Source organism: Paenibacillus oleatilyticus (assembly GCF_018998565.1).
GTDB lineage: Bacteria > Bacillota > Bacilli > Paenibacillales > NBRC-103111 > Paenibacillus_G > Paenibacillus_G oleatilyticus.
Map to the genome: position 1 here is coordinate 64,406 of NZ_JAHNZO010000020.1, position 13,024 is coordinate 77,429.

13 protein-coding genes are annotated in these 13,024 nt (G+C 58.7%); 2 read left to right on the forward strand and 11 right to left on the reverse strand.

The genetic code is table 11. The features are described 5' to 3' along the window. Nucleotides 1-19 precede the first annotated feature (19 nt). Nucleotides 20-1,327, forward strand: a complete 1,308-nt coding sequence (efeB, locus tag KQX66_RS23335; RefSeq protein WP_216795213.1) for an iron uptake transporter deferrochelatase/peroxidase subunit — start codon at nt 20-22, stop codon at nt 1,325-1,327. Nucleotides 1,328-1,518: 191 nt separating this feature from the next. Here efeB and KQX66_RS23340 read toward each other — a convergent pair whose 3' ends face one another. Both KQX66_RS23340 and KQX66_RS23345 read right to left on the reverse strand, forming a co-directional pair. Next, entirely contained in the window at nt 1,519-1,896 is a 378-nt protein-coding gene (locus KQX66_RS23340) for a VOC family protein (protein WP_054975522.1), read from the reverse strand. Nucleotides 1,897-1,990: 94 nt separating this feature from the next. Then, nucleotides 1,991-2,809 carry a helix-turn-helix transcriptional regulator gene (locus KQX66_RS23345; RefSeq protein WP_216795214.1) on the reverse strand — a complete coding sequence of 273 codons (819 nt, stop codon included), beginning with the start codon at nt 2,807-2,809 and terminating at the stop codon, nt 1,991-1,993. A gap of 580 nt (nt 2,810-3,389) precedes the next feature. Here KQX66_RS23345 and KQX66_RS23350 point away from each other — a divergent pair. Beyond that, nucleotides 3,390-3,749: a hypothetical protein gene (locus tag KQX66_RS23350; protein ID WP_216795215.1), complete on the forward strand. Its 360-nt coding sequence runs from the start codon at nt 3,390-3,392 to the stop codon at nt 3,747-3,749. An 83-nt stretch (nt 3,750-3,832) separates the two neighbouring features. On the opposite strand, the gene KQX66_RS23355 is transcribed toward KQX66_RS23350, so the two are convergent. The 9 genes from KQX66_RS23355 to KQX66_RS23395 all read right to left on the reverse strand — a co-directional run bounded on the left by KQX66_RS23355 (nt 3,833) and on the right by KQX66_RS23395 (nt 12,976). Continuing rightward, entirely contained in the window at nt 3,833-5,218 is a 1,386-nt protein-coding gene (locus KQX66_RS23355; RefSeq protein ID WP_216795216.1) for a cobyrinic acid a,c-diamide synthase CobB, read from the reverse strand. Between the two features lie 76 nt (nt 5,219-5,294). Then, nucleotides 5,295-6,392: a cobalt-precorrin 5A hydrolase gene (locus KQX66_RS23360; protein ID WP_216795277.1), complete on the reverse strand. Its 1,098-nt coding sequence runs from the start codon at nt 6,390-6,392 to the stop codon at nt 5,295-5,297. 158 nt (nt 6,393-6,550) lie between these two features. Further along, on the reverse strand, nt 6,551-7,327 hold the full coding sequence (gene cobM, locus KQX66_RS23365; RefSeq protein WP_216795217.1) for a precorrin-4 C(11)-methyltransferase: 777 nt from the start codon (nt 7,325-7,327) through the stop codon (nt 6,551-6,553). After that, nucleotides 7,328-8,038: a precorrin-2 C(20)-methyltransferase gene (gene cobI, locus KQX66_RS23370; protein WP_108534435.1), complete on the reverse strand. Its 711-nt coding sequence runs from the start codon at nt 8,036-8,038 to the stop codon at nt 7,328-7,330. Next, nucleotides 8,031-9,281, reverse strand: a complete 1,251-nt coding sequence (cbiE, locus tag KQX66_RS23375; RefSeq protein ID WP_216795218.1) for a precorrin-6y C5,15-methyltransferase (decarboxylating) subunit CbiE — start codon at nt 9,279-9,281, stop codon at nt 8,031-8,033. Before cbiE ends, cobI begins: the two co-directional genes overlap by 8 nt. An 87-nt stretch (nt 9,282-9,368) precedes the next feature. After that, on the reverse strand, nt 9,369-10,505 hold the full coding sequence (locus KQX66_RS23380) for a cobalt-precorrin-5B (C(1))-methyltransferase (RefSeq protein ID WP_216795219.1): 1,137 nt from the start codon (nt 10,503-10,505) through the stop codon (nt 9,369-9,371). 4 nt (nt 10,506-10,509) lie between these two features. Continuing rightward, nucleotides 10,510-11,160, reverse strand: coding sequence for a precorrin-8X methylmutase (locus tag KQX66_RS23385; RefSeq protein ID WP_025853116.1), 651 nt, complete (start codon nt 11,158-11,160; stop codon nt 10,510-10,512). Beyond that, nucleotides 11,160-11,939, reverse strand: coding sequence for a precorrin-6A reductase (cobK, locus tag KQX66_RS23390; protein WP_063183638.1), 780 nt, complete (start codon nt 11,937-11,939; stop codon nt 11,160-11,162). Before cobK ends, KQX66_RS23385 begins: the two co-directional genes overlap by 1 nt. Next, the gene (locus KQX66_RS23395; RefSeq protein WP_216795220.1) at nt 11,936-12,976 is read right to left on the reverse strand and encodes a sirohydrochlorin chelatase; all 1,041 of its coding nucleotides are present in this window, start codon (nt 12,974-12,976) and stop codon (nt 11,936-11,938) included. The genes cobK and KQX66_RS23395 overlap by 4 nt, the downstream gene beginning before the upstream one ends. Between the last annotated feature and the right edge of the window lie 48 nt (nt 12,977-13,024).

The window sequence follows — 13,024 nt, forward strand, 5'->3', positions numbered from 1 at the left end:
TAAAAAGGGGGCTTTTTCAATGAACAGTACGCCAGAGGAAGAACAAAACGCAGCCGAGGAGAAGCGCCCGGAGACGGAGAATGAATCGATCAGCCGCCGCGAGATGCTGAAGCTGACGGCCATTGCCGGAACCGGCGTTGTGCTGGGCATGAGCGGGATGGCAACCCTAATGTCGCTTAAGCGTGCCGATCCGGGCCCGGGCTCCGGCATGTCGGCGACGAAGCAAGCGGATGCCGGCGATGTCACCCCATTTTATGGTCCGCAGCAGGCCGGGATCGTCACCCCTCAGCAGCAGTACGTATGCTTCGCCGCATTCGATATTTTACATCAGGATGCCGGGCAGCTATTGAAATTATTGCAAGAATGGTCTGCTGCCAGCGCGCTCATGACAGCCGGGAAGCCTTTGAGAGAAGGCGGAAACGTGACATCGCCGCCGGCGGATACCGGAGAAACAAAGGGGCTTTCCCCCTCAAATCTGACTCTCACGTTCGGGTTCGGACCTACGTTGTTCCAGAGCAACGGCAAAGACCGCTTCGGCCTCGCCTCCGAACAGCCGGCCGAGCTATCCGACATTCCGCCCATGCCCGACGACCGGCTCAACCCGCAATGGAGCGGCGGAGATATCGGGGTGCAGGCATGCGCGGACGATCCGGGCGTCGTTTTCCATGCAATCCGTAACTTGGCCAAAGCCTCCAAAGGCACCGCGGTCATCCGCTGGGTTCAGAACGGCTACATCGGAGCGCCTGACGGGCAGACGCCGAGAAATCTTTTCGGATTCAAGGACGGCACGGCCAACCGCGAGCTCGATTCGGATGCGGCGAGATCGCAGCACGTTTGGGTAGCGCCGTCCGACGCACCCGCATGGATGGCGAACGGCACTTATTTGGTCACGCGTAAAATCCGCATGTTTCTGGAGCCGTGGGACCGGGCTACGCTGGCCGAGCAGGAGATCACCTTCGGCCGGCTTAAAGAGAGCGGCGCTCCTTTCGGCAAAAAGAACGAATTCGACCCTGCTCCGCTGAGCCAATTTCCGGCGAGCTCGCATGTATGGCTGGCCCGCAGCGCGGGAACGAAAATGCTTCGCCGGGCTTATTCCTACGTCGAAGGGCTCGACGCTGGCACAGGCGAGTGGGATGCCGGTCTCTTTTTTATCAGCTTTCAGCGGAGCGTCAAGCAGCAGTTCATCCCCATGCTATCCCTGCTTGCGAAGCTGGATGCACTCAATAAATTCACTTCGCATGTGTCCAGCGCCGTATTCGCTTGTCCGCCAGGTGCGGGAGAAGGCGGATTTATCGGCGAGACGCTGTTCCGCTCCGGGAATCGTTAGTTCCGGTGCGAACTCCTCTGTCGCAGGAGAAACGCGGCGGGGCCGTTTTATCTGATCGTATTGCGGGTATATAATATATACGAAGGCTTTAATATCCAGATTTCCAAAAGCCGAAACGGATTTACTTCCTTTCATGTCAAAAAAACCACTCCGACCAGACGGAGTGGCTTTACTATTATCATATATTTACGCTAAGCGGCAAGACTAATCAGATTGCCGTCAGGGTCCTGCACGATTGCGTAGCGCTCTCCCCAGAACCCATCCAACGGCCCGCGATGTCCGATATATCCATGCTCCGTCAATTGACGGTACAGCACGTCCACCGCTTCGCGGCTGGCGCACTGAAAGGCAAGCTCGATTCGATATCCGGAAGGCTCTTCCCAGCTACCATAAACTACTTGCGCCGATTCCCGTGTGGCCACGGCCAAGCGAAGCCCGTTGTGTTCCACCTCAACGTGCTTTTCTTCGTCGGCGCTTTCCGGTATTTCCAAACCCAACATACGGTAGAACTCCAACGCCTTTCTCATATCCTTCACGAAAATCCCGATTCTTTTCAATTGAACTGCCATGCTTCACCACTCCAATCGTTGCGATTTGATTTTCTTTTCACCTCCCTATCCTATATCTTGTACTGACAGTCAAAATAGTAAAAAACGGACTTCTTCAGCCCTTTTTCATCATTCGTTTTAGCGGCAGCCCGTAATAACGTGCAAAGTCTTTGGCAAAATGCGACTGATCATAGTAACCGTATTTCAGTGCCAGGTCCGTCAAGCTGGAATAGCTACCGCTAGAAAACTCCTGCAATAGGCTTTGAAACCGAATGATTCCCAGCATCTCCTTCGGGCTCAAGCCGAGTTCCCGATCAAATGCCCTTCTTAGATGCCGTTCGCTGAAATTAACTTTTTCGGCCAAATCCGTTACGGACAGATTCCCTTTGAACTCGTACATATACTGCGTGCTTTGGTACACCAGGGAAGGGGTAGACGTATCGCTGCAAGCCAGCATTTGGCTTAATTTGCGTTCAACGATTGCAATGATTTCCGAAGCGATATTTGCGGCCATTATTTCTTCGGCCATCAGCCGCCCTTCCACGCCCCAGAGCTCTTCCAGAAAAACATGGTGTCCAACAATCGCCGAGAGGGGATATTTCAAAAAAGCCCGGGCCGACTCCGAATATAACCGGATGCCGAACACCGAACGCGCTTTGGTGAAATGTAAAACTTTGTAACGGGTCGATAGCCCATCGACAAACGCGGCCTTCCCGTAAGAGGGGGAATGAAGATCCACGATAATATCGACACAGCCGTCCGGGAGGACCCGATGCCATGGATTCCCGGCGCCGGCCTGAAAATCCATCGTCCAATAGCAAGCAATATGCGACGCTAACTGACGGCTCGGCACATATTCCTGGTAGACGTACCCGGGGCCATGCAGCTCCGGCTGCAATTTCGGCGATTGTATAGGACGATAGGAATGCATCATTTCAACCTCCCTTTGCGGACCGATGATTCATCTGCTGCCATTAAAATGATCGTTGAGCCTTGAATCCAATGCCAAGGGTTATGTGTTTCCTTTCTAACCGCTTCCAAAATTTTTCGTTGTTTGGAACCAAGTACAATGACGGGTGCTTCGTTGACTAGCAATGGTTTGATCCTCCGAGACGTTTACTAAGTCTCTTAAGCATACAATACATGCACAAAACGATTTTGTCAGCAACGCCACAGCGTTTTCTTAATCATGACTATCTAAATTGAGCCATCGTGTACTAGTCCAATTTCCGATGAGAAAAGAGGTGAGATTACGTGCTTATTCAGACGGTTGTTTTGGTGCTGACGCTGCTTCTCGCTCCGGTCGCCTCCTCCCTGCCACCCGGTTCTTATTCAAAGACCCTATCCCTTGACGAACCGGGACGCCGAATGAGGCAAAGAAGATTATTACCAAACAAGCAGAAACCGTCCTTACTGCAATCAAGCATCAAGATACGAACGAGCTCCGGCAGTACATCCATCCGGAAAAAGGTGTCCGATTCTCTCCTTATGCGACGGTCGATGTAAAGCACGACTTGGTTTTTAAAGCCGAGCAGCTTCCGGGACTCCTTCAAGACAAAATCGTGTATACTTGGGGGACCTATGACGGCAGCGGTGCTCCGATCCAACTGACGTTCCCGGATTATTACAAACGTTTCATCTATGACCGGGATTATGCGCAGCCGGAAAAAATCGGGTACAACGAGCTCGTGAGGCAGGGCAACTCGGTTATTAACCTTCGCGAGGCGTATCCGCATTCGATCTTTGTCGAGTACCATTTCAGCCGCGATGCAGACCATAACGAAATGGGCTGGAGCAGTCTGAGGCTCGTTTTCCAAAAGCACGCTGATACTTGGTATTTGGCCGGTATCGTTCATGACCAATGGACGATTTAGCCATTTTGACGACGCCATATACGCCAAAAAGGGCCAATCGACGCGTCGTGCGACCGACCGCCGGTTAGCCCTCTTTTCACATTCTATTGGCCGTACGCTTCGCAGCATTCCAGCCAGCGCGCCACGATGCCGGGGTTCGAAGCAAAATGCAAGTGCGTGTAGCCGGCTACCGTCCGATGGAGCAGGCAGCCGTCCTTTTTCGCGCCGCGCAGTCCCTTTGTCTCGTAAGCGTGGGGCAGCTCTGACTGCGGCTCGTAGACCGAGTAATGGAATTCGTGCCCGCGGGCCGTCTCCCCTGCGGGCAGCAAAAAGTTGCCTTCCGCCCCCGTGACTTCCCGCAGTCCGAGCGCCGCCAGCTTCGTCTGCATCGTCACTTGACCCGGGACGAGGCCCAGCATCTGGTAGCTTCTCCCCTGCGTATCTCCGATCGCTCCCGTCAAATACATAAAGCCGCCGCATTCGGCCAGCGTCGGAAGCCCGCGCTCCACGGCGCTGCGGATCGAGTCGGTGACCTGCGTCTGCGCGCTTAGCCGTTCGGCGAACTCCTCGGGAAATCCGCCGCCGATATACAAGCCCTGCACATCTTCCGGCAGCGGTTCGCCCGCCAGCGGCGAGAAATAGACAAGCTCCGCTCCGTACAACTCCAGCAGCTCCAAATTTTCCGGGTAGTAAAAATGAAATGCGGCGTCCCGGGCAACCGCCATCCGTACCTGGTAACGGCGGGACGGCTCGGCGAACAAGCGCGGCTCCGGGATGGCCAGACGCTCGGACGCTTGCGCAAGCTCCAGCAGCCGATCCATATCGACCGTCTCGTCGATCCGGTCGGCCAGCGTTTCGAACAAGCCGCCAAGCTCCCCGCGCTCGATGGACGGCACCAGCCCCAAATGCCTTTCGGGGACGGAAAGCGCGTCCTCCCGCTTCATGTATCCGATAACAGGGATGCCGCATTCCTGCTCAATCGCTTCCTTCACGATCCGGTAATGCCCGTCGCTGCCGACCTTGTTGGCGAATACGGCGGCGATGCGGGCGCGCGGTTCAAGGCACTGGAAGCCTTTGACGATAGCTGCGGCGCTGCGGGCCATGCTTTGGCAGTTGACGACGAGGAGGACGGGACAATCGAGCAGCAGGCTGATTTCCGCCGTGCTTCCCGTATTGGACAGCGGGTCTTTGCCGTCGTAAAATCCCATCACGCCTTCGATGATCGAAATATCCGCATCCCGGGAAGCCCGGTCGTAAATTTCCTTCACCGTATCTGCGGTCAGCATCCAGCTGTCCAAATTGCGGGATGGTCTGCCCGTCACCGCCTTATGATAGGTCGGATCGATATAATCCGGGCCGCATTTGAAGCCCTGCACCGTCATGCCCCGGCGGCGGAGCGCCGCCATGAGTCCGATGGTGACGGTCGTTTTGCCCGCCCCGCTGCCCGTTCCGGCGACGACGAGGCTTCGGTGCGCTCTAGATTCGCTCATGAGGTTTATCGGCTCCCTTCCGCGGCTAAGCTAAAATTTCCGTTTTTACTTCTATACAGCAGTCGTGTACGTGAGATTACTTCCCAAACGCCATCAGACCGACGGAAATCGTCACGTTGCCGCTTTTCTTTTTGGTCAACGCCAGCCGTTCCGCGCCGGTGTACCGTTTAGCCGCAGGCTCGCTGACTCCGTAAGCGCCGGTGAACTTGAACACCGTGTCCGACGGCTCTTCCATCGGCATCTCGTTCAATTCGCCTGGCGTATAGCATTCGAGGGGCCATCCGTATTTGGCGCAGACGGCAAGCAGCCCTTCCTCGTCCTTCTTCAGATCGATCGTGCAGACCGCCTTGACACTGCGGATCGAGAAGCGCAGCTCTTCGAGCGTCTCCCGGATCACCGCTTCGATCTCCTCCGCCGCCGTTCCGCGGTTGCAGCCGATGCCGAGCGCGATCACCTTCGGCCGGTACAGCACGCCGTTGGCGAGAATCGCTTCCTCGTCGGCCCCCAGCAACCTGTGCGTGACGACTAACGCCGCCTGTGGCTCTTCGGCCAGCGCGCTCCGCACGTCGCCGTACACCCGGATCGTCTGCGGCAGCGGCGTATCGTACAGCCACCAGTCCGGCTCGCCGGACTCCTGGACGACGGCGACGCGCTCTTCGTTGACGACGGACGCGCTGACCGGTGTCAGCTTGTCGGCCGACTCCCACGTCCAGCCGAAGCGGCGGCCGAACAGATCGACGGCGATCGTCTTCTGTACATCCGACGCGGTCGTCAGCACGGGTCTTGCGCCCAGCGCCGCCGCCACCTCGCGCGTCAGCTCGTTGGCTCCGCCCAGATGGCCCGACAGCACGCTGATGACGTGCTCCCCTTTGTCGTCGATGACGACGATGCCAGGGTCTTTCTTTTTATCCTCCAGCAGCGGTGCGATCATCCGGACTACCGCGCCCAGCGAGATGATGCAAATGATGCCCTTATACGCCGGGAACAGCGCGGGAAACAGCAGCCGCACGCTGCCCTCGAACAATTGAATGCCTTTGGCCGCCTCGTCGCCTCGCGCGAATTTGGACATATAGTATACGTCGGCATGGGAAAACGTGCTCTGCAAACGGCGCGCCAGCTCCACGCCGTGCTTCGTAATCGCTACGACGGCGTAATCGCCGTTCAAGCGGACCATGGGGATTACGCCTTCTTGCAGAACAATGGGCTGAGCCCCGTCCGCTGCAGCTTCGGACGCGTTATCCGCCGCTCCTTTCGAAGCTGCGGCCGACACCACCTCCGACACCACCTCCGACACCATATCGTTCCGCTCTCCGTCTCCGCCCTTCGCGCTCATCATTCCTTCACTCCTTTGCGGTAGCCGTGAGTGAACGTTTTATCGTACAGCTTGGAGCGGTATTCGTCCTTTTCGTGGATATTCGGGTCAAGCGCCCACCCGGCCAAAATCATCGCATGCGAGCGGATGCCGTTCGCCCGCATATCCTCGTCGAGCTTCTCCAGCGTCGTGCGGACGATCAGTTGATCCGGCCATGTCGCCCGCTGCACGACCGCTACCGGCGTATCGAGGCTCCATCCGGCTTCGGTCAGCTCGCGCACGACTTTTTTAGTCAGCGTCGCGCTGAGGAACAGCGCGATCGTACAGTGATGCGACGCCAGCTCTTTCAACTGCTCGCGGTCCGGTACCGGAGTACGTCCCTCGGCCCGCGTCAGAATCAGCGTCTGCGTCAGATCCGGGATCGTCAGCTCCGCGCCGACCGCGGCTGCGGATGCAAACACCGAGCTGACGCCCGGAATGATCTCGCAGGAGATGCCTTCTTTGGCGAGCAGCGCCTTTTGCTCCATGATCGCCCCGAACACCGCCGGATCTCCAGTATGCACCCGGGCGACGAGCTTGCCCGCTTTGACCCGGTCGGACATGACCGCGACCATTTCCTCCAGGCTCATGCCCGCGCTTTGCAGCACCTCCGCACCCGGCTTCGCCCGGGCAATCAGCTCTTCATTGACAAGAGAATCCGTGTACAATACGACGTCCGCTTCCTGCAGAATGCGCAGTCCTTTGACAGTGATCAAATCAGGGTCTCCGGGACCTGCTCCGATAATATAAATTTTCATCTATTTTCTCACCACCATCAGCGTCAAATATTCCAGCTCCCGTCCGGCCAGCTCCTCAATGTTGCGCCAGATCAGCTCCTCCGCAGAGGTTACTTTGGTCAAGACGGCCGCCTTGTCGACCAGCCCCAGATCGCGCAGCACGGTCAGCATCAGGTCGATGACCTTCGCTACCTTGATGAACACGACGCAGTCGTGCGTTTCAATCGCCCGGCGCATCGCGTCGTAATCATCGGTCGCCGGCACGACAGCCACCTGCTCGTCTCCGTCCGCCAGCGGCAGACCGAGCCTCGACGCGGCGGCAAGCACGGAAGAGATCCCAGGTATGGATACTGCTTCCACCTCGGGATGCCGCTCCTTCATGAGCCGCATCAGGTGAATGTACGTGCTGTACAGCATCGGATCGCCTTCCGTGACGAACGCGACATTTTTCCCTTGGCTGAGATAGCCCCATACCGTGTCGACCGTCTTGTTCCACTGCTTTTCCAGCGCTTCGCGGTCCTTCGTCATCGGGAAAGTCAGACCGACCATTTCCTTCTCCCGGGTATCGACGTACAGCTCCGTAATGGCCAAAGCGTAGCTCTTGGCCCCGGATTTCTTGCGGGGGTAGGCGATGACCGGCGATTCCTTCAGCAGGCGGAACGCCTTCACCGTAATCAGCTCGGGGTCCCCCGGCCCCACGCCCAATCCGTACAACGTGCCCAGCTTACTCATCCGTTCCGTCCTCTCCTTTATCCGTCCGCTTCCGCGCTGCAATGATGTATACCGGATTCAAGCTTTCAAACCGCGTCATGTCCAAAATCGGCTTGCTGCGGCTCACCTGGGTCAGCGTAATGTCCGTCACGAACCCTTCTGCGGCAAAAGCTTGCGACGCGGCGGACAAGTTCTCGATCGTCACCGCGTTCAGCACGATCCGCCCTTCCGGCTTCAGCCGGGCACAGCACACGGCCAACAGCTCGCGCAGCTCGCCGCCGCTGCCGCCGATAAAGACCGCATCAGGATCGGGAAACTGCTCCAGACCTTGCGGCGCTTTGCCGTGTACGGCGGTAATGTCCGTACGGAATTTGCGGGCGTTCTCGTGAAAATTATCCAGGTCGCCCTCGTTCTTTTCGATGGCGTACACCGCGCCTTCTCGGCATATTTTCGCCGCTTCGATCGCGACCGAGCCCGTGCAGGTGCCGATGTCCCAAACGACGCTGTCCCGCTTCAACTGCAGGGCCGCTAGGCTGAGCACACGGACTTCCTTTTTCGTGATGAGCCCTTTGTCCGGCTTCCGCTGCGCAAACTCTCCATCCTCGATGCCGAGCGCCCAGCGCGGCGGTTCGGCGTCTTTGCGCATCCGCAGCACAACGACATTGAGCGGCGAAAAGTGCGTTTGCGCCGTATCGGCCAGCTCCTGCAGCCCGAACCAGCCCGTCCGCTCGCCCGGTCCGCCGAGGTTCTCGCCGACGAACACGTCGTATTCGGTCATGCCGTAATTCAGCAAATAGCGCGCAATCGCCCCCGGCGTATTATGCTCGTCCGTGAGCAGCGCCACCTTCTTCGCGCCGTCGATCCGCTGCGCCAAACCTTGCATGCTGCGCCCATGCGCGCTGACGACTACGGCGTCCTGCCAGCTCTCGCCGATCCGCGCAAAAGCAAGCTGCAGCGAGCTCACTTGCGGGTAAACCTCCACCCGCCCGGGCAGCTTGCCGGCCAAATAGCCTCCGATCCCGTAAAACAACGGATCGCCCGAAGCCAGCACCACCGTGTTCCGGGTTTCCGACCTCAGGCGCTCCGTCAGCTCGGACAGCCCGCTTTTGAGCACGATCTTTTCAGCCGCGGTATCGGCAAAAAACTGCAGCTGCCGCTCCCCGCCGATCAATAGCTCGGATTGCCGAATCCGGTCGAGATACGCCTGCGGCAAACCCGCCGCTCCGTCGTCGCCAATCCCGATCACTGCGATTTTCTCTCCCATGCGTGTACCCCTTTCCTTCTCGCTCGCCTGCCTGCCGGAGTCCAAGTCCGGTCATTCGCAGCCCTCTATACAAGCACAAGCAGACCGTTAAACCTCGTTCGTCATGCTTTTGCGCCCCAACAGCGCGCCCTTCATCGAAATGATCACCGTTTCGACTTCCAGCGGCGTCCGCAGCTTCGCTTCGGGTCCAAACGCTCCCGCTTCCCGCAGCGACTCCCGGCAGCAATGGCCGGACATCACGTCGAAAAACGCGGTACAGCCGAGCGCCTGCATCTGATCACCAACCTGCGCCGCCGTATTCGCTTCCAAAATTTCCTTGACAGCCGCCTCCGGCGCTCCCGCTTCCTCGGCCATACGAGCCAGAAATCCGAAGTCGACCGAGGCGCTCTTCGAATGAACCATCATGACGCCCTGCGCCACTTTGGAAAATTTACCCATCATTCCAACAAGCGTAATTTTGCTAATGCCCTGCCGTGCGCATTGTTGAATCGCAAAGCCGACGAAATCGCCCATCTCGACAAACGCTTCCTCCGGCAGCTCCGGATACAGCTCCATGCCGAACTTCTCGCTGCGCCCGCCGGTCGACAGCACCACGTGGCTGCAGCCTCCCTTGACCGCCACGCGGATCGCCTGTGCGACGCTCGCTTTGTAAGCGGCTGTCGAGAACGGTACCACAATGCCGCGCGTCCCCAATATCGAGATGCCGCCGAGGATGCCCAGCCGCCCGTTGAGCGTCTTCTTCGCAATCTCCTCGCCGTCCGGCACGGAGACGACCACGCGCACGCCACGATGCAGCTCATAGCGGTTCAGCACCGCTTCGACGGCTTCGCGGATCATTTTCCGCGGCACCGGATTGATCGCCGCCTGTCCGACATCGACGGGCAGCCCCGGCTTCGTCACCCGGCCGACCCCGACGCCGCCGTCGATCTCAATCCCCGGCGCTTCGCGCCAGAACACCTCGCTGATGATCCGCGCGCCATGCGTGGCGTCCGGATCGTCGCCGCCGTCTTTGATCACCTCGGCGGACGCCCAATCGGACGCATAAGCGCAGGCGACGATTTCGAACGTCACGTCCTGTCCGATCGGCAGGCGAATGGTCGCTTGCGTCTGGGACTCCTGGACAATCAGCGCCTCGAGCGCCGCTTGAGCCGCCGCCGTCGCGCAGGCGCCCGTCGTATAGCCATGCCGGAGCGGCTTCGTTTCCTTTTCCCCGCCGTCCGCCATCGCGTTATCCCTGCCGTTCGGCGAGCAGCGACAGTGCGTTAACGGTCGCCACTGCGACCGGGCTGCCGCCCTTCCGCCCGATATTCGTAATAAACGGCACGTCCAGCTTCAGCAGCTCTTCCTTGGACTCCGCCGCCGATACGAAGCCGACCGGTACGCCGACGATCAGTCCCGGACGCGCCTCCCCTTCCTTGACAAGGCGAATCAGCTCCAGCAGCGCCGTCGGCGCATTGCCGATCGCATAAATCGCGCCGTCCGCTTCCCGCGCCGCCTTCCGTATGGAAATGATCGCCCGGGTCGTGTTCAGCCGTTTCGCTTCCTCCATCACGTCTGCATCCGAAATGTATACCCGCACGTCTCCGCCGTATTTGGCCAGCCGCGGCTTGCTGATGCCGACCTGCACCATCTGCACGTCCGCCACCACCGGCTTGCCGCTGCGGATCGCCTCGATTCCGGCGCGGATCGCGTCCGGATGGAACACCAGACTGCGCCCGAGCTCAAAATCCGCCGATGCGTGAATAACGCGCTGCACGACCTTGAACTGCTCTTCCGTGTAGTTGTGCTCGCCAAGCTCCTCCGTGATCATTTCGAAGCTTTTTTCTTCGATTTCCTGCGGTTGAACGGTAAGCGGTTTAAATTCCGTGCGAAAATCCATTAATCGCGCACCTCCTGAAATAATGCGTTTAACGCGTTCGTGACACCTTCAAAATCCGAATATACTTCGCCGTACTCCAGCTGCGGCCGGCCGATAACGATCGTATCGATATCCATTTCGAGCGCCGCCGACAGCTTTTCCTCCACCGCGCCGACCTTGCCGCTTTCCTTCGTAACGATGACATTGACGCCGTAATGCTTGTACAGCGCCTGGTTCAGCTCTTTGGAAAAAGGCCCCTGCATCGCGATAATGTTCTTCTGCTCCAGGCCGAGCTGCTCGCATTTCTCCATATTGTCCTTGCGCGGCAGCATGCGCGCCACCAGCGTCGTATCCGGTAGTCCGATCAGCTTCTCGGCAAAGATTTGCAACGTCTTGCTCCCCGTCGTCAGCATGATGACGCCGCGCTTCTGCGCCGCAAGCTCGGCCGCCTCTTCGTAATCGTCGACGAAAAACAGCCGCGGGTGCCCATCGTACGATCCGCGCTCGCGCTCGTACCGGATGTAAGGCACTCCCGCCTGCTCGGCCGCCGCCATCGCGTTGCGGGAGGCTTCCTCCGCGAACGGATGGCTCGCATCGACCACCGCTTGGGCGCCGCGGCTGCGGATCAAATCGGCCAAGCCGTTTGCGTCCAGCCGGCCCATGCGCACCTCGAGCCCCGCTTCTTCGAGGCTCTTGGCCGCGCTCTCGGTCACGACGGTGGCGACGAGCGGATAGCCCGCCGCGCGAATGAGCAGCGCAAGCTCCCGGGCATCGCTCGTCCCGGCCAGCACCACGATCATGACAGCACCTCTTTCGACGCAGCCGCCTCTGACGATCCTGCAGGCTTCCCGCCGCTGCTTTCCGGCTGATGGTGATCGTGGTCGTGGTCGTGCGCGTGATCGTGATCATGGTGATGATCATGAGAATGCGCATGATGGTGCTCGTGGTCGTGATGATGATCATGGTCATGGTGGTGATGATGGTGATGGTGATGATCATGCCCATGCTCGTGATCGTGATGGTGATGATGGTCCAGATGCTTCATTGCTTCAAGACGGTACTGGCACATATCGCAGTTCATCCGCGTTTCGCCTTGGAGCGCTTCTTGGGCCCGCTCCAGCAGAATCGTTTGCAGCGTCGGGTGGAACCCGAAGTATTCCGCCAATATAAAAGATTGATCCGGATACTTTTCCGCGAAAGCTTCCGTCATCTGCTCCATCCGCTTGATCAGCACGCCGGTGAACAAAAAGTACGGCAGCAGGACGACCCGCTTCGCCCCAAGCCGGATACAGCGTTCGATCCCTTCGTCCACCAGCGGCGCCGTCACGCCGATAAACGCCGTCTCCACCCATTTCACCTTAAGCCGCTCCCAGAGCAGCCGTGTAATTTTGTACAAATCGCTGTTGGCATCCGCATCGCTGCTGCCGCGTCCGATGACGAGAAGCGCCGTATCGTCCGCCCCTGCCAAGCCGTCCACACCCGCTTCCGTTAGCCTGGAGATCAAAATATCCAGCGCCAGCTCGTGCACCCCGATCGGACGGCCGTACATAAACTGCACCGCTGGGTACCTCAGTCTCGCTTCATCGATGGCTGCTGGAATATGCAGCTTGGCATGGCCGGCCGCAAACAGCGTAATCGGCACCACCGCGATCCGCGTAGCTCCCCTCGCTACGCATGTGGCGATGCCTTTTGAAATGGACGGCGCCTCGAATTCCAGGAAGCACGTCTCCACGATCGGCTCCCCCAGACGGCCTTCCACCGAACGGACAAACTCCCGGATCTCCTCATTCCCTTCCGGGTCCCGGCTGCCGTGGCCAACAAACAATACTGCGTTCATGCGCTTCCTCCTCATTTTCATTGTTGCTTATTGCTTTTAAGCAGTTGC